24 protein-coding genes are annotated in these 25,159 nt (G+C 47.4%); 23 read left to right on the forward strand and 1 reads right to left on the reverse strand.

What is annotated here, in order from left to right; all coding sequences use genetic code 11:
• Positions 1–617: 617 nt before the first annotated feature.
• The 12 genes from ACPW7J_RS03330 (at position 618) to ACPW7J_RS03385 (ending at position 11,257) form a co-directional block, all read left to right on the forward strand.
• A complete protein-coding gene (locus tag ACPW7J_RS03330; RefSeq protein ID WP_016317500.1) occupies positions 618–959 on the forward strand; it encodes a DeoR family transcriptional regulator in 342 nt (113 codons plus the stop codon).
• Positions 952–1,239, forward strand: a complete 288-nt coding sequence (locus ACPW7J_RS03335; RefSeq protein ID WP_016317499.1) for a DUF3847 domain-containing protein — start codon at positions 952–954, stop codon at positions 1,237–1,239. The genes ACPW7J_RS03330 and ACPW7J_RS03335 overlap by 8 nt, the downstream gene beginning before the upstream one ends.
• Positions 1,240–1,542: 303 nt before the next feature.
• Complete coding sequence (locus ACPW7J_RS03340) at positions 1,543–1,863, forward strand: TfoX/Sxy family protein (protein WP_016289930.1); 321 nt, start codon at positions 1,543–1,545, stop codon at positions 1,861–1,863.
• 31 nt (positions 1,864–1,894) lie between these two features.
• Positions 1,895–2,413 (forward strand): signal peptidase II, encoded by a 519-nt coding sequence (locus ACPW7J_RS03345; protein WP_016218015.1) that lies wholly within the window; start codon positions 1,895–1,897, stop codon positions 2,411–2,413.
• Positions 2,414–2,597: 184 nt separating this feature from the next.
• Positions 2,598–4,178, forward strand: coding sequence for a MobQ family relaxase (gene mobQ / locus ACPW7J_RS03350; protein ID WP_425756562.1), 1,581 nt, complete (start codon positions 2,598–2,600; stop codon positions 4,176–4,178).
• Positions 4,179–4,243: 65 nt separating this feature from the next.
• Positions 4,244–4,888 carry a CHC2 zinc finger domain-containing protein gene (locus ACPW7J_RS03355; RefSeq protein ID WP_020989948.1) on the forward strand — a complete coding sequence of 215 codons (645 nt, stop codon included), beginning with the start codon at positions 4,244–4,246 and terminating at the stop codon, positions 4,886–4,888.
• Positions 4,866–6,194 (forward strand): VapE domain-containing protein, encoded by a 1,329-nt coding sequence (locus ACPW7J_RS03360; protein WP_425757489.1) that lies wholly within the window; start codon positions 4,866–4,868, stop codon positions 6,192–6,194. The genes ACPW7J_RS03355 and ACPW7J_RS03360 overlap by 23 nt, the downstream gene beginning before the upstream one ends.
• Before the next feature lie 241 nt (positions 6,195–6,435).
• Positions 6,436–6,669: an excisionase gene (locus ACPW7J_RS03365; protein ID WP_016218019.1), complete on the forward strand. Its 234-nt coding sequence runs from the start codon at positions 6,436–6,438 to the stop codon at positions 6,667–6,669.
• A 111-nt stretch (positions 6,670–6,780) separates the two neighbouring features.
• Positions 6,781–7,980, forward strand: coding sequence for a site-specific integrase (locus ACPW7J_RS03370; RefSeq protein WP_064786536.1), 1,200 nt, complete (start codon positions 6,781–6,783; stop codon positions 7,978–7,980).
• 185 nt (positions 7,981–8,165) lie between these two features.
• The gene (locus tag ACPW7J_RS03375) at positions 8,166–8,621 is read left to right on the forward strand and encodes a low molecular weight protein-tyrosine-phosphatase (RefSeq protein ID WP_425756565.1); all 456 of its coding nucleotides are present in this window, start codon (positions 8,166–8,168) and stop codon (positions 8,619–8,621) included.
• An 81-nt stretch (positions 8,622–8,702) separates the two neighbouring features.
• On the forward strand, positions 8,703–9,860 hold the full coding sequence (locus tag ACPW7J_RS03380; protein ID WP_424959334.1) for a PucR family transcriptional regulator: 1,158 nt from the start codon (positions 8,703–8,705) through the stop codon (positions 9,858–9,860).
• Between the two features lie 101 nt (positions 9,861–9,961).
• Positions 9,962–11,257, forward strand: coding sequence for a cytosine permease (locus ACPW7J_RS03385; RefSeq protein ID WP_161873471.1), 1,296 nt, complete (start codon positions 9,962–9,964; stop codon positions 11,255–11,257).
• A 476-nt stretch (positions 11,258–11,733) separates the two neighbouring features.
• Here ACPW7J_RS03385 and ACPW7J_RS03390 read toward each other — a convergent pair whose 3' ends face one another.
• Positions 11,734–12,765, reverse strand: coding sequence for an aminopeptidase (locus ACPW7J_RS03390; RefSeq protein WP_161873470.1), 1,032 nt, complete (start codon positions 12,763–12,765; stop codon positions 11,734–11,736).
• 178 nt (positions 12,766–12,943) lie between these two features.
• Between ACPW7J_RS03390 and ACPW7J_RS03395 the strand changes: the two genes are divergently transcribed.
• The 11 genes from ACPW7J_RS03395 (at position 12,944) to ACPW7J_RS03445 (ending at position 25,158) form a co-directional block, all read left to right on the forward strand.
• Positions 12,944–14,350, forward strand: coding sequence for a Sapep family Mn(2+)-dependent dipeptidase (locus tag ACPW7J_RS03395; RefSeq protein WP_425756568.1), 1,407 nt, complete (start codon positions 12,944–12,946; stop codon positions 14,348–14,350).
• Positions 14,351–14,436: 86 nt separating this feature from the next.
• Positions 14,437–15,288 (forward strand): D-alanyl-D-alanine carboxypeptidase family protein, encoded by an 852-nt coding sequence (locus ACPW7J_RS03400; RefSeq protein WP_425756572.1) that lies wholly within the window; start codon positions 14,437–14,439, stop codon positions 15,286–15,288.
• Positions 15,278–16,198 carry a hypothetical protein gene (locus tag ACPW7J_RS03405; RefSeq protein ID WP_161873467.1) on the forward strand — a complete coding sequence of 307 codons (921 nt, stop codon included), beginning with the start codon at positions 15,278–15,280 and terminating at the stop codon, positions 16,196–16,198. The genes ACPW7J_RS03400 and ACPW7J_RS03405 overlap by 11 nt, the downstream gene beginning before the upstream one ends.
• Positions 16,199–16,302: 104 nt before the next feature.
• Positions 16,303–16,446 (forward strand): six-cysteine ranthipeptide SCIFF, encoded by a 144-nt coding sequence (gene scfA / locus ACPW7J_RS03410; protein WP_161873466.1) that lies wholly within the window; start codon positions 16,303–16,305, stop codon positions 16,444–16,446.
• Between the two features lies 1 nt (position 16,447).
• The gene (gene scfB, locus ACPW7J_RS03415) at positions 16,448–17,824 is read left to right on the forward strand and encodes a thioether cross-link-forming SCIFF peptide maturase (protein WP_425756575.1); all 1,377 of its coding nucleotides are present in this window, start codon (positions 16,448–16,450) and stop codon (positions 17,822–17,824) included.
• 185 nt (positions 17,825–18,009) lie between these two features.
• On the forward strand, positions 18,010–18,669 hold the full coding sequence (gene trhA, locus ACPW7J_RS03420) for a PAQR family membrane homeostasis protein TrhA (protein WP_161873464.1): 660 nt from the start codon (positions 18,010–18,012) through the stop codon (positions 18,667–18,669).
• 69 nt (positions 18,670–18,738) lie between these two features.
• A complete protein-coding gene (locus ACPW7J_RS03425) occupies positions 18,739–19,995 on the forward strand; it encodes an FAD-dependent oxidoreductase (protein WP_425756577.1) in 1,257 nt (418 codons plus the stop codon).
• 50 nt (positions 19,996–20,045) lie between these two features.
• Positions 20,046–20,750 (forward strand): pseudouridine synthase, encoded by a 705-nt coding sequence (locus tag ACPW7J_RS03430; RefSeq protein WP_425756579.1) that lies wholly within the window; start codon positions 20,046–20,048, stop codon positions 20,748–20,750.
• A gap of 110 nt (positions 20,751–20,860) precedes the next feature.
• Positions 20,861–22,174 (forward strand): aspartate kinase, encoded by a 1,314-nt coding sequence (locus ACPW7J_RS03435; protein WP_161873461.1) that lies wholly within the window; start codon positions 20,861–20,863, stop codon positions 22,172–22,174.
• Between the two features lie 201 nt (positions 22,175–22,375).
• Entirely contained in the window at positions 22,376–22,855 is a 480-nt protein-coding gene (locus ACPW7J_RS03440; protein WP_425756581.1) for a MarR family winged helix-turn-helix transcriptional regulator, read from the forward strand.
• On the forward strand, positions 22,852–25,158 hold the full coding sequence (locus tag ACPW7J_RS03445) for an ABC transporter ATP-binding protein (protein ID WP_425756583.1): 2,307 nt from the start codon (positions 22,852–22,854) through the stop codon (positions 25,156–25,158). The genes ACPW7J_RS03440 and ACPW7J_RS03445 overlap by 4 nt, the downstream gene beginning before the upstream one ends.
• Position 25,159 lies beyond the last annotated feature (1 nt).

Genomic DNA, 25,159 nt, shown 5'->3' on the forward strand with positions numbered 1-25,159 from the left:
CACACTTTCCGCAATCGTGGAAATTTCTGATTTTTACCCTTAATTCCTACTTTGTGGACATACGGCACAGGGTACAAAAATGTTCTATGATACAGGTAGTTCATCGATGGATTATTCCAATCGAATGACCAGCCTGTGTGGGATATGCTTCCCCGGCGATGTAGTGCCATGACTTTTGGCAGGGATGTGGAGGAATCCTGACCAAAACGAGCGTACCAAAGGGAGCGATACGCCGCTGTGAGATTCAGGGGAGGAACGACACCGGGGAGAACTGGCGAACTGACACCGAAATGATACCGAAACACGACAATCTGATAGGGGGGATAGTCTACCCTATCGCTGTATACTTCGGGAGATTTTAAGCGGCTCTATGACCGTAATTTTGCCGAAAATCGCCCCGAAACCATACACTAAAACGGGAGGAAGCGCAATATGCCGAGAATGAGCAAAAAGAGGAAGCATGAGCTTTCCTTTTACCTCAATGACCGGGGGCGTGTCACTTACAACGAATTATGCCGGAAATGCCAGCATGGGTGCAGGCAGAGCTTCCGGGCGGTTGTGGTTGACTGCCCCCGTTATTTATCCAAACGAGCCAAGAAAAAGGAGGAACACACCGAATGAATTTTGAATTTATGACGATAGACACACCATTGCCGCCCTGTATGCCATTTCCCAGAGCGTTGACAGGATTTCCAGTCAGCAGCACCGCAAAGGTCATGTACTGCCGGATGCTGGACGCTATGCTATCCAAAGGGCAGGAGGACGAGAACGGAATCCTGTTTGTCTGCTTCCCTGTCACAGCCATTGCCACTGTCCTGTCCCGCAGCCCCATGACGGTCAAGCGTTCTCTGAATGAACTGGAAACCGCCGGACTTATCATGCGGGTGCGTCAGGGCGTGGGAGAACCAAACCGGATTTATGTGCTGATACCGGGAAAGGAGGACGCTGCCCTTGCCTGATACCTCAAAGCTGGAAAAGCTCAACCGGGAGCTGGAAAAAAGCGAAAAGAAACTGCGGAAAGCCATCAATGATGAAAAGGCATTGCAGCACCAGTTAAAGCAGCTTACCCGAAAGGAACGGACACACCGGCTCTGTACTCGTGGCGGCATGCTGGAAAGTTATCTGCAAGAGCCGGAACGCCTGACCGATGATGATGTCATGCTGTTGTTGAAACTCATTTTTCACAGGCAGGACACGCAGGAACTATTGAAAAAACTTCTGGAACGAGAGAAGCCGTAAACCCCTTAGTTTACTAAGGGCGCAATTATACACCACCCAGAGGTTGGTGCATTGCGTTCTCCGAAGGCTCCTCGCCGGAGGGCTGTGATTTTCCGCAGTCAAGGTCTGCTCCAAATCAAACAGGGGACGCTACGCTTCCCCTGCGCTGGCTGCCGCCAGCTACCCTTTTGTGGACTTGCCATCTGGGGACACCTTGCAATGCAAGCTGTTCCCAGCCGACAAGTTTCATAAAATATGCTATCTTTTCGATAAGCAATAAAGTATAATGAAGTCAGTAATAAATTTAGAAATTGAGGTAAAGTTATGGCATCCAGCAAAGAATATTTAGAATTTATTTTAGGTCAGTTATCTGGCTTGAATGAAATTACCTATCGAGCTATGATGGGCGAATTTGTCATTTATTATCGTGGTAAGATTGTAGGCGGTATCTATGATGATAGATTACTTGTTAAACCAGTAAAATCAGCAATAAGTTATATGCCAACGGTTTCGTATGAGTTACCTTACGAGGGAGCAAAAGAAATGTTGTTGGTAGATGAAGTTGATAATAAAGAGTTTTTGACAGGATTGTTTAATGCTATGTATGAGGAATTGCCTACCCCTAAATCGAAAAAGAAGAAATAATAAAATAATAATTTGAGAGGAAGTGTTACTGATGGAAAAGTTTAAGCCGTTTATTATACCTGTGGCATTATTGGTTTTAATTGACCAGACGGTTAAAATAGTAATTTCAAAAGTATTTATGAAATGCGAATTTGATATAATAGCCAAAGTTTTAAGATTTAATCCAGAACTAAATACTCGTTTATCTTATGCTGGAAATTTCTTCGAATTATTATCAAGTCCGTTTGTTACCATTTTATTGAATGTGTTTGTTTTGTTCCTCTTTTTTTCAGGATATATGCTATATCAGGCAAAAAGAGCACATATAAGTTTTTGGGTAAAAATAATAATGATTTGTGGCATATCGGGATGTTTATGTAGCTTGATTGATAAGCTGTTTTGGGGTGGAAGTTTAGATTTTTTGCAGATACCTACCCTTTTTATTTTTGATTTGAAAGACTGCTATCTTACAGTTGCAGAAGTTATATTTGTTGCTATTGGAATTTTGAATAGCAAAGAAATATCGGTTAAAGAGTATTTACATTTTTGTTGTAACAAATTTAGCTTGTAAACTTCTGGTTTATTATTTCTTATACATCGGGTCAACTTGCCCCGAACTTTTACAACTAAATACCCGCCGCCCACACAGCGGCACACCGAGCAGGAAATCTGAAAAGGTCTCCTGCTTTTTTCTGCCCCAAATGAGGTGGTAAAACGCCACCCCATCCACCAATTACCGAAAGGAGGGACACGAAATGCCCTGTCCACACAACGAAATCACGATTGTTCAGCGCAGCCAGCGGCAGTCTGCGGTTGCCGCCGCTGCTTACCAGAGTGGCGAAAAGCTGTTCTGTGAATACGACCAGCAAGTGAAGCACTACCCAGAAAAGCGTGGTATCGTCCACAATGAAATCCTGCTCCCGGCAAATGCCCCACAGGAATATGCAGACCGCAATACCTTATGGAACGCCGCCGAAGCGGTGGAGAAGCAATGGAACTCTCAGCTTGCAAGGCGGTGGGTGCTTACCATCCCCAGAGAAATACCGCCCGACCAGTACGCTGTCCTTGTCCGGGAGTTTTGCCAGAAGCAGTTTGTTTCCAAAGGCATGATTGCTGATTTTGCTATCCATGACCCCCATCCGCCGGGACATAATCCCCACGCACATGTCCTGCTGACCATGCGGGCAATGGACGAACATGGGAAATGGCTTCCCAAGAGCCGCAAAGTTTATGACCTTGACGAAAACGGGGAACGGATCAAACTTCCGTCTGGCAGGTGGAAAAGCCACAAGGAGGATACGGTGGACTGGAACGACCAGAAGTATTGTGAAATCTGGCGGCATGAATGGGAGGTCATCCAGAACCGCTATCTGGAAGCCAATGACCGCCCGGAGCGTGTGGACTTGCGTTCCTATGCCAGACAGCGGCTTGATATTATCCCCACTGTCCATGAAGGGGCTGCTGTCTGGCAGATGGAAAAGCGTGGTATCCAGACGAATATAGGCAACCTGAACCGGGAAATCAGAGCCGCCAACCGCCTGATGAAGTCCATCCGGCAACTTATCCAAAACCTCAAAGGCTGGATTACCGAGCTGGGGGAAAAACGGAAAGAACTGCTTGCACAAAAAGCGGCGGAGGAAGCGACACTTCTTCCAAATCTGCTGATGAAGTACATGGAGATACGAAAGGAAGAACGGAAGGACTGGACGAGGGCTGGACAGAACCGGGGGACTTCACAGGACTTAAAGGCAGTCAGCGAAGCCCTGTCCTATCTCCGGCAAAAGGGGCTTTCCACTGTGGAGGACTTAGAAGCCTTTCTGGAATCTTCCGGGAAATCAGCCGCAGATTACCGCAATCAGATGAAGCCAAAGGAAGCCCGCAGCAAAGTGATTGATGGGATTCTTGCCAGCCGGACAGACTGCAAGGAATGTAAGCCTGTCTATGAGAAGTACCAGAAGATATTTTTCAAGAAAACAAAGGAGAAATTCAAACAGGAACACCCGGAGGTTGCCCGATATGCGAAAGCCGCCGCCTATCTTGCCAAGCACCCGGACGATAAGGATAAAACGAAAAATGAGCTGCAACAGGAGCAGGAAACGCTTCTTAGCGAAATCGCAGAGCTGAAAGTACCGCTGACCGAGGTACAGGAGGATTTGAAGAAGCTGCGGGACATCCGCTACTGGGTACGGAAAGCCACACCCGGCACAGAGGAAAGCAAAGAGCCGCCCAGGAAGCAGCCTATCAAGGAAGTCTTGCAGGATAAGGCAGACGAGAAAAAAGCACAAAGAACCGCCCCGACGCAGACGAAACACAGACAACAGGATATGGAACTTTAACAGGCACTTGCCATTTTCAAGCAGAGAATGTCAGGTGCTTTTCTTATTTTCAAGGAGGGATAGATTTGAATGTATTTGAAGCTGTGAAGCAGTCCGTCACAACAAGACAGGCTGCGGAGCATTATGGAATCCATGTAGGTCGGAACGGGATGGCTTGCTGCCCGTTCCATCACGATAAAACCCCAAGCATGAAGCTGGATCGGCGTTACCACTGCTTCGGCTGCGGTGCGGATGGGGATGTGATTGATTTTGCCGCCGCCCTGTATGGGCTGGGAAAGAAAGAAGCCGCCATACAACTGGCAAATGACTTCGGGCTTTCCTATGAGGACTGGAAGCCGCCGGGAAAGGCAAAAAAGCCCAAGCCTCGGCAGAAATCCCCGGAGGAGCAGTTTCAGGAAGCAAAGAGCCGCTGCTTCCGTATTCTTGCTGATTATCTCCATCTGCTCCGGGCATGGAGAAAGGACTACGCCCCGCATTCCCCGGAGGAAGTCTTTCATCCCCGGTTTGTGGAAGCCTTACAGAAGCAAGCCCATGTGGAATATCTGCTGGATGTGCTACTGTTCGGGGAGACAGAGGAAAAAGCGGCTTTGATTACGGACTACGGAAAGGATGTGATACAGCTTGAACAGCGAATGGCAGAGCTTGCAGCCGCAGACGCAGCAAGAACTAAAAAACACCATGAACGCCATGCAACCGCCCCAGAGCATTGAGGAAATCAAGGCGGGGCTGGAAACCACCGAGAAAGGCGGTGTCCGTCAGAGCATACGGAACTGCCTGACCGTATTCCAGCGTGACCCGCTGCTTTCCGGGGCTATCGCATACAACATCCTGACCGACCGCAAGGACATCATAAAGCCCATCGGCTTCCACAGGGACAGCACCGCCTTAAACGATACGGACATGAAATATCTGCTTCTCTATCTGGAAGAAACCTACGGGCTTACCAATGAGAAAAAGATTGATAACGCCATCGGGATTGTGGCGAATGAAAACAAGTACCACCCCATCAGGGACTACCTCAATACACTTGTGTGGGACGGTACAGAGCGAATCCGCTTCTGCCTGCGGCACTTTCTGGGGGCTGACGCAGACGATTACACCTATGAAGCGTTGAAGCTGTTCCTGCTGGGTGCAGTCTCACGAGTCTTTCAGCCGGGGTGCAAGTTTGAAATCATGCTCTGTCTGGTTGGAGGTCAGGGGGCTGGCAAGTCCACCTTCTTCCGTCTGATGGCAGTCCGGGACGAGTGGTTCTCCGATGATTTGCGGAAGCTGGACGATGACAATGTGTACCGTAAGCTGCAAGGTCACTGGATTATCGAAATGTCGGAAATGATGGCAACCGCCAACGCCAAGAGCATTGAGGAAATCAAGTCATTTTTAAGCCGGCAGAAAGAAGTTTACAAGATACCCTATGAAACCCACCCGGCAGACCGCCCCCGTCAGTGCGTGTTTGGCGGCACTTCCAATGCCCTTGACTTCCTGCCCCTTGACCGTTCCGGCAACCGCCGCTTTATCCCCGTCATGGTGTACCCGGAGCAAGCCGAGGTTCACATTTTGGAGGACGAAGCCGCTTCCAGAGCCTATATCGAGCAGATGTGGGCAGAAGCTATGGAGATTTACCGAAGCGGCAGGTTCAAGCTGGCTTTCAGCCCCACCATGCAACGGTATCTCAAAGAACACCAGCGGGATTTTATGCCGGAGGACACCAAAGCCGGAATGATACAGGCGTATCTTGATAAGTACACCGGGAGCATGGTCTGTTCCAAGCAGCTTTACAAGGAAGCCTTGAACCACACCTTTGACGAGCCGAAGCAATGGGAAATCCGGGAAATCAACGAGATTATGAACCAGTGCATTACCGGCTGGCGGTACTTCCCGAACCCAAGAATGTTTTCCGAATATGGCAGACAAAAGGGCTGGGAGCGTGAAAACCCGGCAACGGACTCCGGCAACCCGTCTGAAAAAACGATGGACGGTTTTGTGGAGGTCGCAGAACAGATGGAGCTTCCATTCTGAAAAGGGCAGCCCGTTGCACCCCCTGTTGCTATCCCGTTGCCGAGCCGGTTGCCGGGGAAACTCCCTTATTTCCGGGCTTTTCTCCCTTATAACAACCAAAACAACAGAAAAATAAAAGAAAAGTATAAATAGTAAGTAATGCCAGACTGGGATTGTCTGCAAGGTCTTTTGAAGCCCGTTGCCGGACTTCGTTGCCGCCATCCTCTGTCTGGTTGTTTTCATGTATGGAGGACAACTGCCTATGGCAAATAATAAGATGAATATAGAAGGAAAAAATTACTCGGATATTCCGGTGTGGCGTAGATATACGCTTACCATTGAGGAAGCAGCCAGATATTATCATATCGGCGAAGGAAAATTGAGAACGCTTATTGACACACATCCCAATGAGGATTTTTATGTGATGAACGGCAATCGTGCCCTCATTAAGCGTGAGAAATTTGAGAGGTATCTGGATCAGGCTACGGCTGTGTAAACAGAGCTGACAGATTTACCAATTTCACATGATATAACTATGCGGAGAGCCGGATTTGTGCTATGATAAGAGTGCAAGTCTGGCTCTCTTTTTTTGAAAGGAGAGTTCACGATGAGTGAGAAAAGACGAGATAACCGTAATCGGATTTTGCGAGAGGGCGAGTACCAGCGTAAGGATGGGAGGTATCGGTTCCGCTATATTGATGAGGACGGAAAAGAGAAAAATGTATACAGTTGGCGTTTGGACAAGAATGACCCAATGCCAAAAGGGAAGAAGCGGGAGCCTTCCCTGCGTGAGAAAGAAAAACAGATTGAAGCGGATTTGTTTGACCGTATCGTAACCAACGGTGGCAACTATACTGTTTTGGAACTGGTAGAAAAGTACATTTCATTGAAAACAGGAGTTCGTCACAATACGGTTGCCGGATATAAAACGGTCATCAATATGCTGAAAAAAGAGAGTTTTGGGAATCTGCGAATTGATAAGGTGCGTTTGTCAGATGCAAAGGCATGGTTAATTAAGCTCCAGCAGATTGATGGACGGGGATACAGTTCCATTCATTCTATCAGGGGAGTTCTCAGACCGGCATTTCAGATGGCAGTAGATGATGACCTGCTCCGTAAAAATCCATTTGAATTTGAACTTGCATCCGTCATTGTCAATGATTCTGTTACCAGAGAAGCGATTACCCGAAAGCAGCAGAGAGATTTACTGAAGTTTATTCAGGAAGATAAACATTTCAGCAGATACTATGATGCAATCTATATTCTTTTTCACACAGGGCTTCGTATCTCAGAGTTCTGTGGGCTGACGGTTTCAGAAATCGAGTTTGGAGAAATGCGTATCAAGGTAGACCATCAGTTACAGCGTACTGCACAGATGCAGTATGTAATTGAAGAACCAAAAACAGATAAAGGCATCCGCTATGTGCCGATGACGGAAGCTGTCGCAGCGTGTTTTCGCAGAATCATTGCCAACCGCAAGACACCAAAAGTTGAACCGATGGTGGAAGGATATGCAGGATTTTTGTTTCTGGATAAAAACGATATGCCGATGGTTGCCCTTCACTGGGAAAAGTATCTGGAGCATATTATTCAGAAATACAATAAAATTTACCGTATCCAGATGCCGAAAGTTACCCCTCATGTATGCAGGCACACCTTTTGCTCTAATATGGCAAAATCCGGGATGAATCCGAAAACCTTGCAGTATATCATGGGTCACGCAGACATCAGTGTAACCTTGAACACTTACACCCATGTGAATTTTGATGATGCAAAGGAAGAAGTATATCGGATAGCGAATAGTTAAAAAAGCCCGTTGGTAAGGACGTTTGCTTTACCAACGGATTTACCAAGATTGCAGGGAAAAACACAAGAAAATACGAGAAGATTTGAGAAGATACCTTGAAAAGAAAGGAAAACTCAAAAGTCGGAAAACCCTGAAATATCAAGCGTTTGAGAAGAAATACAAGACTTAAATGGAGATATAAAAAGATGATTAAAGTATTATTCATTTGCCACGGCAACATCTGCCGTTCAACAATGGCGGAATTTTTAATGAAAGACCTGGTCCGCAAAGCCCATCGCGCAGCGGACTTTCAGATTGAATCTGCGGCGACCAGCCGGGAGGAAATCGGCAACGATATTCACCGGGGTACCAAGGCAAAGCTGCGGGAGGTAGGGGTTCCTTTTACGCGCCACGCCGCGCGCCAGGTGACAAGAGCCGACTACGACAGGTTCGATTATCTCATCGTTATGGATGACGAGAACATCCGCGATCTTTTCCGCATCATCGGCAGCGACCCGGAAGGGAAAGTCTGCAAGCTGCTTGCATTTGCCGGAAAAGATCGAGATATTGCTGACCCGTGGTACACCGGAAACTTTGACGATACCTATGATGATATCATGGAGGGACTGGCGGGCTTCTGTAAACATTTAGACATTAAATAATGACGCTGTTGAAAAAATATTCCTGTCAGGTATAATAAGTATGATAAGCAGGCGCAGAGAGCAGGAAACAGGAGAAGCAAAATGAACATAGAGATGGGAACGCTTTTAAAAGATAAGCTTTTTGAAAACAGCCGCGTACTTGCGGGCAGCGACGGACTTTGCCGGAAAGTGAAGCGGATATCGGTCTTTGACTGTCCCTGTGTACCGGACATTTTGGAGCGAAAAATCCTCTGTGAAGGCGATTTGTTCATCACCTGTCTGGAGCAGTTCCGCAATGAGCCGGATGACAAGGAACTGCGCTTTTATCTGGAATGTCAGATGCACTCCGGCGCCGCGGGACTTCTGGTCATTACCGAAGACCGGGTGAATCTTTTGACGCCGCAGCTTTTGAAATTATGCGATGAAAACAGTTTTCCGGTGGTGCTGATTCCGGAGGAATATCCTTATACGGTGATCATCGACACCGTGCACAGCTATATTACCTTTGACACCTATAATACCATCAATAAGCTGCGTCTGGACAAAATCATGTACGAAGACCTCAGCGACGCGGCGCGCAGTGATGTGCTTTACAGTATCAAACCTACGGTGAAGCAGTATATCAGGGCGATTTTTATACAAGGCGCATTCAATTCCGATATTGCGCAGCTGGAACTGCAGCATTACTATCTCAATCGGGAAAACGATATTTTTGTCAGAACGGAACAGGGCATGATCATCCTTCTCAGCGAAGACAAGCAGGAGAAAATAGCGGCGACATTGAATGCGTGTCTCGTACGAATCAAAGAGTTTCTCGACAACCCTGTCGTCGGCTACAGCCGTGTTTTTCCGCGGAAAAGCTGCAACAAGGCGCTGGAAGAAGCAAGGCTTGCGCTGGAAACCGCCAAGGCGATGAACATGACGGTCAGAACTTATGACGCGCTTTCTTCCATCCAGCTTTTGACTACCATCAAAGATACCCAGGAGGCGGAAGATTACTATGACGCGTATCTGGCGGCGCTGCGGACGAAGATCACCGAAGAAAACCTGCCAGAGATGGTTCTGACCATAGAGAACTATGTGGCGAATTCCGGCGATTTCAAACTGACTGCAGAGCAGATGAATCAGCACGTGAACACCATTCGATATCGGGTAAACCGGGTGAAAAGCGCGCTGAACATGGAAAACGACACCATCAAATTCAATGAAACCATTGCCATCGCGGTAAAATTGCGGATTTTGCTGAACCGGGAACTCTAGCTTGTAATAAATACAAAAAAATCCTGTCACAATTAAAACCAGGACAAAGAAAACTGAATTAATTTTCTGTAAAATCTAGAAAAAACCAAGGAGGTTTTCTTATGAGTGACAAGAAAAAGAAAAACACCATGGAAACGACCACGCTGACCAAAGTTCCCATGGAAGAAAGAAAAAGCTGGATTTCTGTCGCGTTTATGCAGGCGGGAATCATGATCTGTGTACCGAGCCTTTTGCTGGGCGGTATGCTGGCAGGCGCGATGCCTCTTTCTACTGCAATTATTTCCGGTATTGTCGGTTATATTATCGTCATTATTCTGTTCAGTCTTATGGGCATTATCGGAAGCGATTTGGGCGTGCCTACCTGCATGACCACCTTAGGCGGATTCGGGAAGAAAGGCTCGCGTTTTATCATCAGCACGCTGATTTTTATTTCTATGATCGGCTGGTTTGCTGTACAGAACGATGTATGCGGAAACGCGTTTTCCAATCTGATGGCAGAGTTTTTCGGACTGAATGTTCCGGTCTGGCTGTCTTCTACAGTATGGGGCGTTATTATGCTGGTGACGGCAGTTTACGGCATCAATGCATTAGATAAGCTGAATAAGATTGCAGTACCTGCACTATTTATAATCACCATCGTGGGTACCATTATGGCGGTCAACAAGTACGGCAGCGCGGGACTGAGCGTTGATCCGCCTGAGACGACTATGTCCTTTGTGGACGGCATCGTTTTGACCGTCAGCTTTATGGCGGCAGGTTGTCTGGCTGCATCGGATATCACCCGGTATCAGGCGACCCGCAAAGATACCATTCTTTCCAGTTCCATCGGTGTTGCGCCGGCAGGCATTCTCATGATTGTTCTGGGTGCGATTATGACAAAAGTTGCCCAGCAGTACGATATTACCATCGTATTCTGTGAAATCGGCATTCCGGTCCTCGGTATGCTGGTACTGATCGCGGCAACCTGGACCACCAATACCACCAACGCGTATTCCGGCGGTATTAACGCGGTTATGATGTTCAATCTGAAAGATGACAAGAGAGCTGCGGCAACGATGATTTCTGGCGTGATCGGAACCGTCTGCGCTCTGCTTGGATTTGCCGCCCACTTTGAAAGTTTTCTCTATGTGCTCGGCGATCTGATGCTGCCAACCATGGGTGTAATTCTGGCGGATTACTGGATTGTGAACAAAGCGAAGCCGGAGAATTTCAAAGTATCGGAGGGGTTCAACTGGCTGGGTATCGTCTCCTGGCTGGTGGGCTACGCAGTCATTAAGTTCATCCCATACGGCGTACCTTTTGCCCAGGGCATTCTCGCAGCCGGACTGTTATACGTCATTTTGGCAAAGACTGTGGGAAGACCGCAGGATAAAGGCGCTGCAGAGGAGTTGGCGTAAATACATAATCTCTATATAAAATGAAAAGCCCCTGTGCTTGGGATGGGATTTCCGAGTGCAGGGGTTCTTTGTGTGATTTTGAAAGCCTTTGAGGTGGAGGCGTTGTGCAAGATGGTCGCCTCATCGTTCATTTTGCACAACTTTCATCACTTACGAGAGGAAGCAGTTTTGCATATGTGCATGTCGCCAACAGATTTGCACAACTTTTACCTCTTATGCAGCAAACAGGTTTTGCATTTACTGTCTTTAGCTGCTAATTTGCACAACTTTAGATCGCTCTACAGGAGAAAAGTTTTGCATCCCCTTTTTATGGCACGTGGATTTGCACAACTATGTCCGCTTGCATTACAAAAAGTTGTGCATCAACTCCCGCCATTGATAAATTTGCACAACCACCATATCAATTTTCGATGTTGCATACATAATAAAAATGCCTGCATGTACGATTTCGCACAGGCAGGCATTCCGTTGATACGTTATACGGTCGGGTCCAGTTTCTTCAATTCTTCATCGACGATAACGCCGTTTTCCATGATCAGTTTGCCGTCAAAATAGATGGTGGAATTGAGGCAGATGCCGTCGGTGTGGGAAGCAGCAGGCTGTCCGATCGGCGGCGCTTCAATTGCGCTGACATAGCCGATCCCCCATTCTGTGCAGCCCCAAACTCTTTCGTCTTCGACCACATTGCCGGTCAGCTTTGCGCCAGGATTGAAGCCGTAAGCGATGTGTGCCATTTTCAGCATGCCTTCATCGTTGAACCCTTTCAGGAACTTTTCGTATTCAGCAGCTTCGCGGCCGCCTTCAAATTTTACGATGACGCCATTTTCTACGGTCAGTTCAACCGGCTGGGAAGGCACGTGACCGAACGGAGGGGTAATTGTACCGTCGAATACGATTTTTCCGTTGATGGTGCCGAATTTTGGGATGACGTTCAGCTGTCCCGGGCACATGTGGAATCCCGGTACGTCTGCCTTGCCGCAGTCTACTGCGACGGTGTGAGATGGGTCCAGAACAAAGCTTACGTCAGTGCCGGCGGGGGTCGTAACGCGCATTTCCTTGACCTGTCTCTGACGAACACCGAAGGCTTCCATGAATTCCTTCAGCTGTGCGGCGTTGATGTTGCCGATGGTTCGGATCAAGAGCTCCGGTGAGAAATCAACCAGGCACATATATCTGAGTTTTTTGTTCTTTTCCATGGCGATTTCAAACGGTGTGGAATATAACAGCCACTGTTCGTTGAATTCAATCCATACATCGGTTTCCGATAAAGCCGCAGTCAGCACGGCTACCGGAATATCAGGATCGGCAGCTTTGCCGACGCCGTTTGGGGTAGCGATGGTGATCACCGTAGGAAATCCGCCTGCGCTATGTACGGCAGCAGCAACCGCCTGAATCAGAACCGGGTTGGATTTCGTGTCAGCGGTGATGACAACGGTTTCCTTTTCTTTCACACCGAAAACCTCACGGATCAGCTTATCAGCAGCTTTCTGTAATTCAAATTCTAACATGATGTGTCCTCCTTTTTGACGCATAATCTGCCCTCATTATAACCGCGAGCGTTTTCTGTTTCTTTAGAATCATTTTAAATCGAATCGTCTTTTTTTGTAGCCACTACAATGAAAAAAATGATATCATTTTATATAATGCAAATGATAAAAATGAAACATTACGGCGAGGAGGATTGTGATGAAAGCGGAAGAATTCATAACAAAGCATAAAGAAGATATGATCGCGGATATCAAAGCCTTTGCGGCAATTCCAAGTATATTAGACGAGAAAACGACGGCGCCAGGCAGACCTTTCGGAGAAAAAGCGGCGGATGCCCTTTCCTGGGTTTTGGAAAAGGGAAAATCCCTTGGGATGGACGTGAAAAATTTCGACTGCTACGCGGGGGAAATGACGGTGGGAACCGGCGGCAGGCTGATCGGAATTTTGGGTCATGCTGATGTGGTCGCGCCGGGCGAAGGCTGGGATACGGAGCCCTTTGAAATACAGGAAATAGATGGGAAACTGTACGGCAGAGGCACCATGGACGACAAGGGACCGATCGTTTCCTGTCTGTATGCGGTGAAATATCTGATGGAAGAAAATTTAATTCCAAAGGATACCGCCATTCGATTCATCGTCGGATGTGATGAAGAGGAAGAATGGAGATGCATCGAACACTATGGAGCAAAGGCGGATCGCATGCCGGACTGTGCCATCGTGCCGGATGGGAATTTTCCGTTAATTCATTGCGAAAAGGGACTGATGGATGTGGACTTTTCTTATGCAGTGCACGGCAAGGCAGACTGCAAAATAACGGTAGAAGCGCTGCACGGCGGCGCTGCCAAAAATGTGGTGCCGGGTAAAGCCTATTGCAATTTGCGGTGTCCGGATGCAGAAACTGCGGCAGCCCTGGCGGCGGCGCTGAACGCCTTTGAACAGGTCAGTGCGACACAGGAGGAAAGCGGCGTTTCCGTAATCGTTTCGGGCAAGAGCACCCATGCTATGTCACCGGAAAAAGGTCTCAATGCCATCAGCCAGCTGATGCAAACCCTGGGGGAAGTCGGTAAAACCTTTGACATAGAGCCGGTCTATCAGACCTATAATCAGTATATCGGTATGCATTATTATGGAGAAACCTTCGGGCTGCAGTTTGAGGACGCAGCTTCCGGCAAGCTGACCTTTAATGTTGGAACCATAGAATTAAAAGATGGGAAGCTGACCTTTGGCGTCAGCGTCAGATATCCGGCGACTGTGGAAAAAGAGAAGATCTTTGCAGCGGCGGAAGAAACCTGCAGACAGGCAGGGATGGAAATGCACGTGACAAGCCATATGAACGGACTGTATGTGGACGCTGATTCGGACTTCATCGGTGTTCTGATGGAGGCGTATCAGAAGGTCAGTGGCGACTGCGAGAGCAGACCGATGGCAATCGGCGGCGCGACTTACGCCAGAACGATTCCAAATGCTGTAGCCTTTGGACCGCTGTTCCCATACGAGGAGGAATTGGCCCATGAAGCCAATGAATACCTGGATCTGGATAGCCTGGACAAAATGACGCTGATTTACATCGAGGCTTTGAAAGGGCTTCTTGCCATGGAGGCATAAAAAGCGTGCCGTGCAGTCTGTCCCACAAAAAACAAGTCATAAATCCTCCATACGCAAATACACTGGTATGGGGGATTTTTTGATATATGAAAAAGTTTTTGATTGCTGTTTGTATTATCGTAGCTTTTATCTTTGGTCTGATGCTCTTTGGTTATGTGGCAGAACCGGCGGGAAAGACCACGGCAGCGGAGCATTTACCGCAGCCGCCTTCTGTTGGGGCTAAGCAAGCAATTTTGATCGATGGAAAGACAGGCGAGGTACTATTTGAGAAAAATGCCGATGAAAAAGGGTATCCCGCCAGCACGACAAAGATCATGACGGCGATGCTCACTCTGGAAATCTGTGATGAGGTTGGAGCGGATATCTGTCAGAAGGTTGTGATACCGGAGGAGGCCGTAGGCGTTGAGGGCTCATCGTTATATCTGAAGAAGGGCGATAAAAAGACTATAGAGGAATTGCTCTATGGCGTTATGCTTCGTTCAGGCAATGACGGTGCGACAGCTTTGGCTGCCACGATGGGAGGCAATGTGAAACACTTTGTCAAACTGATGAATGAGCGCGCGGAGGAGTTAGGCTGCACGGGAACACATTTTGTCAATCCAAGCGGACTTTTTGACGAGGATCACTATACAACAGCAAGAGATCTGGCGACAATTGCGCGACAAGCTATGAAGAACAAGACGTTCCGGCAGGTGGTTAAGACAAAATCATGGAAGCAATACTATAACAAAAATAAGACTGTTTTTCAGTATGACGGTGGAACGGGCATAAAAATTGGTTTCACAAAGATGAGCGGACGAACTTTAGTTGCGTCTTCCAGCAGGCAGGGAGAAAGTCTGATTTGTGTGGTTCTGGCTGACGGCAACTGGTTTAACGACGCGTACGCGTTGATGGATTACGGATACGAGGTAAAGGGGTGTGACAAAGATGAAGAATAGTTGTATTGACGCGGGAAGGGAAGGTTGTCCCTGCGCGCTGGCAGAATCGGGTAACTGTCTGATTTGCGGCAGACTTTCTGGCGGTAGCTGCGAAGATTGCAATTGGCAGGGGACATGTATTTATACTCTTTATGAACAAAATGGGCGGCAGCTGGTAAAAGGCCGTCGGGAACAGGTTTTTCCGATTATCGAGGTTCGTACATACAGTCCGCAGTTTCGCGTCTTTATATTGAAGGCAGACCGTGGTTTTTGCCAGAAGGCACAGACTGCGGGCGCTTATGTTTTTGCGAAGACGCCGGAGGCGGAACAGTGGTATGGCATGCCGGTCTCTGTCTTGAAGTCAGAACCAGAGAAAGGGTTGCTCCATTTAGGCATTTGCAGCTGCGGGCCTAAAAGCAGCAGCTTGCTTGAGGAAAGAGAACATCTCTGTATTCGAGGTGTTTACTATAATGCATTATCTGGATTATCGGATTTGAAGGATCATGCGGAGGAGACAGTGATTTTCGCAAAAGGAATCGCTATGGCTCCTTTGCGGAATTTTCTTGACGGAGGCGGCAGGTATGCGGGAAAGCTGTCAAACTTACGGATTTATGTAGATATAGATAAGGTGGGTATGGATTTCTTTTTGGACTATTTTGGTGATTTACCTGCGGACGCTGTGGAAATTCGACAGTTCGCGAAGGAGGGTCTGTGTTCTCTGGATGATTTGGATCGATTGGAAGCGCATACAGAGGATAATGTTTTTGCATTGACCTCTCCATATTATGTCCGTCATATTGAAAGAGCGTCGGGATCAAAGGTTGTACGGCCCACCGAGGGGAATATGTGCTGCGGCGAAGGGGTTTGCGGCGCCTGTACGTATAGTGATGAGAACGGTAACACAGTACGGCGGTGCAAACTGCGAGTGTAAGGCATAGATGGCAAGGCGCGGATTTTCTGTCATCCTCTTGACAAGCCGCGTTAAAATCGGTAAGATAGAGAGAGCAAATTACTTATGGAAAGGCAGATATAGAAATGAAAAGAATCAAAACTATCGAAACAAGAAATTTAGAAGCAAGTATGAAAAACGGCGGCTGCGGCGAATGCCAGACTTCCTGTCAGTCCGCGTGCAAGACTTCCTGCGGCGTTGCAAATCAGGCGTGCGAGAAGAAGAACTAAGATGATACACCAGTATAAACTAAACGGATACAATATCGTTTTAGACGTTTATAGCGGTTCAGTACATGTAGTGGATGATGTTGCTTATGACATCATCCATGATTTTTGTAAAGAAAAAGAAACATTGATTGCAGAAATTCTGGACAAGTACGCAGATAGAGCCGATGTAACCCGCGAGGAAGTGCTGGAAGTCATAGACGATATTGAAACCCTGAAAGAACAGAAAAAGCTTTTTACAGAGGATATTTACGAGCCGAACGCCTACGATCTGAAGAATCGTCACACGGAGGTAAAGGCGCTTTGTCTGCATGTGGCGCATACCTGTAATCTGAATTGCAGCTACTGCTTTGCCAGCCAGGGCAATTTCAACGGAGAACGGGGATTGATGTCTTTTGAGACAGGCAAGCGGGCGCTGGATTTTCTCATTGAAAACGCAGGAGACCGGCGAAATCTTGAGGTAGATTTTTTCGGCGGCGAGCCTTTGATGAACTGGCAGGTGGTAAAGGATCTGGTGCGATACGCTCGCAGTATCGAGAAAGCGCATGATAAGAACTTCCGTTTTACGCTGACCACCAACGGCGTGGGCATTGACGACGACGTAATCGAATTTGCCAATCAGGAAATGCATAATGTGGTTCTCAGCCTGGACGGGCGCAAGGAAGTCCACGATCGGCTGCGTAAAACCCCTTCAGGCGAGGGCAGCTATGATCTGATTGTGCCCAAGTTTCAGAAGCTGGCTGCAGCGCGGGGCGGCAAGGATTATTACATGCGAGGCACTTTTACCCACAATAACGTGGATTTTACAGAAGATATTTTCCACATGGCGGACTTGGGATTTACGGAACTTTCTATGGAGCCGGTGGTATGTCCGCCGGACGATCCTTTTGCGCTGACCGAGGAAGATCTGCCAAAGATCTTCGAACAGTACGAAATTCTGGCAGCGGAGATGATTCGCAGAAAGAAAGCGGGAAAAGGGTTCACGTTCTACCATTATATGATCGATCTGTCTCACGGCCCTTGTATTTACAAACGGATTTCCGGCTGCGGCTCCGGGACGGAGTATTTTGCTGTGACGCCGTGGGGTGATTTATACCCGTGTCATCAGTTTGTCGGTGACGAAGCTTACAAAATGGGCGATATCTGGAACGGCATCACCAATGAAGAAATCTGGCAGGACTTTAAAATGTGCAACGTCTATGCACGGGAAGAATGCCGGGATTGCTGGGCGCGGCTTTATTGCAGCGGCGGCTGCGCGGCCAACGCCTACCACGCCACAGGCTCGATCAAAGGGGTTTACGATTACGGCTGCAAGCTGTTCAAAAAGCGCATGGAGTGCGCGATTATGATGCAGATTGCACTGCAGGAAGAAACAGAATAACTTTTCATATAGAATTTTAAAATCTCTCGCAGTGTCATTTTTCAGACTGCGGGAGATTTTGTATTGCGGAGAGATTCGAAAAATTTTTTCTGTCTCTTGACATAAAATCGCATTCGATGTACTATAATATAGTAATGAAAACTATATTTAATCATGATAAAAATTATTTTTAGAGGGGGATTCATATGAATGAAACGATTTTAAAGAGATATACTTTAGGCGAAGAAATTTTCAACAGTGTTTCACATGGCGCCGGAGCAGTGCTGTCAGCCTGCGGAATGACAGTTTTGCTCGTCCTGAGCGCCTTTCACGGATGCGGGCTGGCATTGGGGGTTAGTCTGGTTTATGGAATCTCTTTGATTATTTTATATACGATGTCGACGCTGTATCATGCGGTAAGCGCTCCCCGCGCGAAGGCTGTATTGCGTATTTTTGACCATACATCTATTTTTATTTTAATCGCAGGCAGTTATACGCCTTTTTGTCTGATCGCGCTGCAGGGTAATCACAAAGGAACAGTTGTAGCCGTCGCTGTTTGGATCTGCGCAGCGGCAGGCGTGGCGCTCAACGCGGTAAGCCTGGAGAAAACTGAAAGGTTCAGTATGGTACTCTATGTGGCCATGGGATGGTCCATCGTAGCAGTTTTCGGCGATATTATCAGAGCGCTACCTCAGCCTGCATTTTGGTTGCTGCTGATCGGCGGCGTCAGTTATACAGGAGGACTTGTATTTTACGCTATAAAGAGGAGATATATGCACAGCATTTGGCATTTGTTCGTATTAGCAGGCAGCGTACTCCACTTTCTTTGCGTAGCAGTTTATGTTTTGCCGATGGCCTGGGCGTAGAGCAGGAAAACGGAATAAAGGCAAGCCTTTTTCTCATATGCATATACAAAGGATATGGGAGGAAGGAATATGGCGAAGATTGTAATTATCGGCGGCGGCTGGTCAGGGTGCAGCGCCGCGCTTACAGCAAAGAAAACAGGTGCAGAGGTGCTGCTCATTGAAAGAACGGATTTGCTTTTGGGTCTTGGGAATGTAGGCGGCATCATGCGTAATAATGGACGCTTTACGGCAGCAGAGGAAAACATTGCATTAGGCGCGGGAGAGCTGTTTGAGGTTACGGACCGATGCGCGACACACCGCAATGTGGATTTTCCCGGACACCGGCACGCGTCCTTTTATCATGTAATCAAAACGGAGCCGGCTGTGCGCCGTCTGCTTGCAGAACGCGGAATCGAATTTTCTTTGATGACCCGCGTTACGGATGTGATCAAAAAAGGAAACAAAATCGCCGCGGTGACGACAGCAGACGGAAGAACCTTTGAGGGGGATGTTTTCGTGGACTGTACGGGAAGTACTGGGCCGATGGGTAATTGTATGGAATTTGGGAACGGCTGCAGTATGTGCGTATTGCGCTGCCCGGCATTCGGCCCGAGGGTCAGCATATCGGAAAAGGCCGGCGGACACGATTATATGGGAAAGCGCGCCGACGGTACGCCGGGGGCTTTCAGCGGTTCCTGCAAGCTGGAAAAGGCCAGTTTATCGGCAAAGCTGGTTCGGCAGTTAGAGGAAAACGGCGTAGCAGTGGTGCCGCTTCCTGCAGAGATGATCAACGAGAGCAAATTATCAAAGAAGGTTTGCAGACAGTATGCGTTACCGCAGTACGCTTCTAATATCATTCTCATCGATACTGGCGCGGTAAAGATGATGACGCCATTTTTTCCTCTGGAGGATCTGAGACAGGTGCCGGGCTTTGAGGACGCGCGCTTTGCTGATCCTTACGCAGGCGGAAAGGGCAACTCCATACGTTATATGGCAGTGGCGGAGAGAGAACCGTCTATGCAGGTAAAGGGTGTGGAGAACCTTTTCTGCGGCGGTGAAAAGTCGGGACTCTTTATCGGCCATACAGAAGCGATTACCACAGGAGCGCTGGCGGGACATAATGCCGGGAGATATGCTTTGGGAGAAGAACCTTTGATCCTTCCGGAAACGCTGGCTGTAGGCGCGTTGTTAACGTACCATAAGGATGACGGTGGGATGATTACCTTTGCGGGAGACGCGTTCTTTGATTATATGCAAAGAGCGGGGCTGTATTCAGACGAGCCGGAGACAATTCGCAAGCGCGTGGCAAAAGCCGGTATGGAAGGCATATATAACGCTTTCCTTTAGACGAGTTTTGTGGTAAAATCACGGAAGACGATGAAAGATAGAGGTACAACATGCGGATAAATAAATATATCGCCCAGGCGGGAATAGCCAGCCGGAGAAAAGCGGATGAACTGATTATAAACGGAAATGTGAGAGTGAACGGCGCGGTTCTAAAAGAACCGGGATATGATGTGAAGGATGACGATGTAGTAGAGGTTAACGGTCGGTGTATTCGCGCAGAGGAAAAGAAGGTCTATATTCTGCTGCATAAGCCGGTAGGATATTTGACTACGGTCAGCGACGATAAAGAGAGGAATACCGTAATGGATTTGGTTGGAGACGTGGAGGCGCGTATCTTTCCGGTAGGACGGTTGGATTACAATACCAGCGGCATGCTGATTATGACCAACGATGGAGATTTCGCTTACCGGCTCACCCATCCGAAACACGAAATGCCGAAGACCTACCGGGCCCGTGTGGCCGGGGTTTTGTCCAGAGAAAAATGCGCGCGTTTGGAACAGGGCGTGGATATCGGAGGCTTTGTTACATCAAAGGCCAAGGTATCAGTCGTAAAAGGATTGCCCCGCACGACAATTGTGGATATAACAATTCACGAAGGGAAGAACAGGCAAGTGCGCAAGATGTTTAAGGCTGTAGGAAATCCGGTGCAGGATTTAAGCCGTATTGCTATTGGCGCGGTTCATTTGGGGAGGCTTTCAGAAGGCCATTACCGGAAGCTGACCAGAGAAGAAATAGAATACCTCAAGAATTGCTGAGAACTGAATTTTATTACACATTCTTTCATAATCTGCGTATAAAACCGTTGCAAGACAGGTTTTGCTGTAATATAATAGAGGATATTGTGTAATAAGGAGGAATTTTCTTAATGGGAATCAAAGTAGCCAAATTCGGCGGTTCTTCTGTAGCAGACGGAATTCAGCTGATGAAGACCAGACAGATCATTGAAGCAGATCCTGAGAGAAGATACATTGTCGTATCCGCACCGGGAAAAAGATTTGAAGGAGATAATAAGATTACAGATCTGCTCTATCTCTGTAAGACCCATATGGAACATAATCTGCCTTATGAACAGGTCTTTCAGGTTGTCGCGGATCGTTTTATGGCCGTACAGCTGAACCTGGGTGTTGAAGTAGACTTGCAGGAGCATTTTGATAGAATAAAGGAAAACCTGAAGAAAGGCTGCAGCGCTGATTATATTGCCAGCCGTGGAGAATATCTCAACGCGGTTTTGATCGCTGCTTTTTTGGGTTATGATTTTGTTGATGCAGAGGGGCTCATTCTTTTCGACAACAAAGGCAGGTTAATGCAGGAGGAGACGGATCAGGCTCTGCGTGAAGAACTGTCGAAGCATGAACGGGCAGTGCTTCCGGGCTTTTACGGATCAGGAAAAGAGGACGGCAAGGTGCGTACTTTTTCCAGAGGCGGATCTGATATTACAGGTTCGCTGGTGGCAAGGGCAGTAGATGCTGATATTTATGAAAACTGGACGGATGTTTCTGGGTTTTTGATGGCCGATCCAAGAATTGTTAAAAATCCAAAGCCGATTCATAAGATTTCTTATAAGGAGCTGAGAGAGCTGTCCTATATGGGCGCGTCGGTGCTTCACGAGGATGCTATTTATCCTGCCCGCATCGCCAATATTCCGATCAATATCAGGAATACCAATCTTCCTGAGGATCCCGGCACGATTATTACGGCTGAACACGATGAGAGCAATACCAATGTCGTCACCGGTATCGCGGGAAGCAAGGATTTCACAGTAATCGCTATCTATAAGAACATGATGAGTTCGGAGAGAGGATTTGTAAGAAGGATTCTGGCGACGCTGGAGGATTTCGATATCAACTTTGAACATCTTCCGAGCGGTATCGATACAGTTTCGGTCGTACTTTCCAATAAGAGTATCGACGGCAGATTGGATGAACTTCTGGAAGCCTTTGAGAAGCAGCTGAGTCCGGATCATATGGAAGTATTCGAAGACATCGCTTTAATCGCGACAGTAGGCTGCGGGATGAGCAGCAGACCAGGTGTATCCGCAAAGTTGTTTACGGCTTTGGCGGAGGCCAGCGTGAATATCAGAATGATCGATCAGGGTTCAAGCGAAATGAATATCATTGTCGGTGTGCAGAACTGCGACTTTAACGCAGCGATCAAAGCTATTTACAACGCGTTTATATAGAACGCTTATAAGACTAAATCATAAAAGTAAATCCCATCGTTTAGCGCGGTGGGATTTTTGGCGCTTTTTTGGCAGCTTGACAGAATTAAAAAGACATGCTAGAATAATTTCTGTATAAAATAATTAACGGCGTTAATTATTGAAATGTAATAAATATTAACGATTGTGCGATTATGTCGAAGTTGCCGCGGAAAGGGAAAAATGATGAAGAAAGAACAACAGGAATTTTTTGAAATAATGCATTCTTTAAGAAAGCTTAATTTATCAAGTATGCTGCCGAACATTACGCATGGAGATTTTGGTATTTTGAAGGTGATCCAGTGTTGTGGCAGATGTGAGGAAAAAACGCGAAGGGTACGGGTATCGGAAATCGTCAAGGAGACGCAGCTGCCTCCACCAGCCATTTCCCGTTGCTTAAGAGGCCTGGAACACAGAGGCTATGTAGAGCGCGCGGTGGATAGAAACGATCGCCGGAACACCTTTGTTGAAGTGACGGAGGAAGGAGAAGTTCTGATAGAGCAAGTCGATGACATCATGAGCGAGTTTGCCGACGCGGTTTTTGTCAATATCGGGGATGAAACCATGCAGAAGTTAAACAGGTATCTGCGGGAATTTGTAGATGTTTCCAGAGCAGAAATTCAAAAGAGAAAATATAAAGGAGAGAAGGGAGAAAGAGAATGAAGAAAATTTTCCAGAATCTGATTCCCTACTGGAAGTCAGTTTTGCTGATCGTATTATTGTTGGTAGTACAGGCATATTGCGACCTGTCCCTGCCGCAGTATACATCAGATATCATTGACGTGGGGATTATGAAAAGCGGTGTGGAACATATTGTACCGCAGCGGATAACAGCCAGAGAATATCAGGAGGCGCAGATTTTTATGAATGATGATGAACGCTCTCTCTGGCAAAACGCGTACGGCGAGGACGGTGAGTTTTATTGGAGGATAACGGACGATGAAACGGCTTTGGATCAGTTGGATGAAAAACTGTTGACCTCAGTAGCTCTGACGTATCAGTTGGGTCATACGGCAGAAGCGGATTTTAAGGATATGATCAAAGGGTTTCTGGCGGAGAATCCACAGACGTCAAGCCTTTCCGGCGAAGTAAACCGTATGTCCGTCGAAGAAATCGGCGCGTTGCTGCATATGAAGATTGACAGCTTTGAGGCGAAAGATGAGAATGGTGAAAGAGCTGTTTATGTAGACATGCGCCCACTGATGGAGAAGCTGATCACAGATGGACAGATGAACGGAGATATGGTGACAGAAGCCAGAGCGTCCATGGAAAAAATGATTGATGCCATAGGCGCTGAAACCCTCCATTCTATGGGTACATCTTATGCAGCTGATTGTGATAGAACCGCGGGACTTGATGTAGATGAGATGCAGATGGACTATCTTTGGAAAACCGGCGGCAGGATGCTGATCATGGCTTTAATGATGCTTGCGGCTGCTATATTGGTTTCTTTCCTGGCAGCCAGAGTTGGTGCGGGAGTAGGACGTGACCTTCGTGAAAAGGTATTTCACAATGTAATCGGTTTTTCCAATTCTGAGATGGATCAGTTCTCTACGGCGTCTTTGATTACCAGAAGTACCAACGATGTGCAGCAAATACAGATGGTTACGGCAATGATGCTGCGAATGGTGCTCTATGCGCCGGTCTTAGGACTTGGAGGTATTTACAGAGTAGCAAAAACAGGCGCGCATATGGAATGGGTCATAGCGCTGGGCGTTGTGGTTATTATCAGTTTTGTGGGACTGTTGGTATCTGTCACTATGCCGAAGTTTAAGGTTATGCAGAAGCTGGTGGACAGATTGAATTTAGTTTCCAGAGAGATACTTACGGGGCTTTCTGTAATTCGTGCTTTTGGCAGAGAAAAGACAGAAGAAGACCGATTTGACACGGCCAATCAAGAACTGAAAAAGACGCAGTTATTTACCAATCGCGTCATGACCTTCATGATGCCGGGAATGATGATGATCATGAATTGTCTGGTCATTTTGATTATGTGGATAGGCGCGGGGAGAATCGATACAGGTGAACTCCAGGTTGGGGCTATGACAGCCTTTATTACCTACTCGATGATGATTGTTATGTCTTTCCTGATGTTGACCATGATGTCCATTATGCTGCCAAGAGCTGGCGTAGCAGCTGAACGTATTGATGAAGTCATCAAAACGAAATCATCTGTCGCGGATCCGGAAAACCCTGCAGTTGTAGAAAATGTACAGGGAGTCCTGGAGTTTTCTCATGTAAATTTTCGCTATCCGGGAGCGAAAGAGGAAGTTCTTCGCGATATCAGTTTTCGGGCTGAGCCTGGCAAAGTTACAGCCATTATCGGCAGTACGGGAGCTGGAAAAACCACTTTAGTGAATCTGATTCCAAGGTTTTACGATGTAACCGGCGGCAGCGTAACCTTAGACGGTGTAGATGTGCGGCAGATGGCAGTGCGGGATTTGCGGAGGGCAATCGGATTTGTTCCACAGAAAGGGGTATTGTTCTCTGGAACGATTGCAAGCAACCTGCGCTTTGGAAATGAAGACGCTTCGGATGAAGAAATACGTCTTGCCGCAGAAATCGCGCAGGCAGCTGATTTTATTGATGAAAAAGATGAGAAATATGACAGCTATATTTCACAGGGCGGGAGTAACGTATCAGGAGGACAGAAACAGCGGTTGGCTATTGCAAGAGCAATTGCAAAAGATCCGAAGATCTTTGTGTTTGACGATAGCTTCTCCGCATTGGATATGAAAACCGATGCAAAATTGCGGAAAGCCTTGGGGATAAATCTTAAGGACAGTACGGAGATTATTGTGGCACAGCGGATCAGCACGATTCTGCATGCTGATCAGATTCTGGTGCTTGACGACGGCGAGATCGTGGGAAAGGGAACGCACCGGGAACTGATGAAAAATTGCGAGGTGTATCAGCAGATCGCGTATTCCCAGTTATCAGAGAAAGAACTGAAGGGGGTGGAATAAG

Source organism: Ihubacter sp. rT4E-8 (assembly GCF_049852125.1).
Lineage (GTDB): Bacteria > Bacillota > Clostridia > Peptostreptococcales > Anaerovoracaceae > Senimuribacter.

Coding starts and splice junctions, on each gene's coding strand:
- ACPW7J_RS03425 (WP_425756577.1), top strand. CDS start 18,739: ATGGCGAAGATTGTAATTATCGGCGGCGGCTGGTCAGGGTGCAGCGCC.
- ACPW7J_RS03360 (WP_425757489.1), top strand. CDS start 4,866: ATGCAACCGCCCCAGAGCATTGAGGAAATCAAGGCGGGGCTGGAAACC.
- ACPW7J_RS03445 (WP_425756583.1), top strand. CDS start 22,852: ATGAAGAAAATTTTCCAGAATCTGATTCCCTACTGGAAGTCAGTTTTG.
- ACPW7J_RS03330 (WP_016317500.1), top strand. CDS start 618: ATGAATTTTGAATTTATGACGATAGACACACCATTGCCGCCCTGTATG.
- ACPW7J_RS03340 (WP_016289930.1), top strand. CDS start 1,543: ATGGCATCCAGCAAAGAATATTTAGAATTTATTTTAGGTCAGTTATCT.
- ACPW7J_RS03380 (WP_424959334.1), top strand. CDS start 8,703: ATGAACATAGAGATGGGAACGCTTTTAAAAGATAAGCTTTTTGAAAAC.
- scfA (WP_161873466.1), top strand. CDS start 16,303: ATGAAAAGAATCAAAACTATCGAAACAAGAAATTTAGAAGCAAGTATG.
- ACPW7J_RS03390 (WP_161873470.1), bottom strand. CDS start 12,765: ATGTTAGAATTTGAATTACAGAAAGCTGCTGATAAGCTGATCCGTGAG.
- ACPW7J_RS03395 (WP_425756568.1), top strand. CDS start 12,944: ATGAAAGCGGAAGAATTCATAACAAAGCATAAAGAAGATATGATCGCG.
- ACPW7J_RS03370 (WP_064786536.1), top strand. CDS start 6,781: ATGAGTGAGAAAAGACGAGATAACCGTAATCGGATTTTGCGAGAGGGC.
- ACPW7J_RS03400 (WP_425756572.1), top strand. CDS start 14,437: ATGAAAAAGTTTTTGATTGCTGTTTGTATTATCGTAGCTTTTATCTTT.
- ACPW7J_RS03345 (WP_016218015.1), top strand. CDS start 1,895: ATGGAAAAGTTTAAGCCGTTTATTATACCTGTGGCATTATTGGTTTTA.
- ACPW7J_RS03440 (WP_425756581.1), top strand. CDS start 22,376: ATGATGAAGAAAGAACAACAGGAATTTTTTGAAATAATGCATTCTTTA.
- scfB (WP_425756575.1), top strand. CDS start 16,448: ATGATACACCAGTATAAACTAAACGGATACAATATCGTTTTAGACGTT.
- ACPW7J_RS03405 (WP_161873467.1), top strand. CDS start 15,278: ATGAAGAATAGTTGTATTGACGCGGGAAGGGAAGGTTGTCCCTGCGCG.
- ACPW7J_RS03385 (WP_161873471.1), top strand. CDS start 9,962: ATGAGTGACAAGAAAAAGAAAAACACCATGGAAACGACCACGCTGACC.
- ACPW7J_RS03365 (WP_016218019.1), top strand. CDS start 6,436: ATGGCAAATAATAAGATGAATATAGAAGGAAAAAATTACTCGGATATT.
- ACPW7J_RS03375 (WP_425756565.1), top strand. CDS start 8,166: ATGATTAAAGTATTATTCATTTGCCACGGCAACATCTGCCGTTCAACA.
- ACPW7J_RS03435 (WP_161873461.1), top strand. CDS start 20,861: ATGGGAATCAAAGTAGCCAAATTCGGCGGTTCTTCTGTAGCAGACGGA.
- trhA (WP_161873464.1), top strand. CDS start 18,010: ATGAATGAAACGATTTTAAAGAGATATACTTTAGGCGAAGAAATTTTC.
- ACPW7J_RS03430 (WP_425756579.1), top strand. CDS start 20,046: ATGCGGATAAATAAATATATCGCCCAGGCGGGAATAGCCAGCCGGAGA.
- mobQ (WP_425756562.1), top strand. CDS start 2,598: ATGCCCTGTCCACACAACGAAATCACGATTGTTCAGCGCAGCCAGCGG.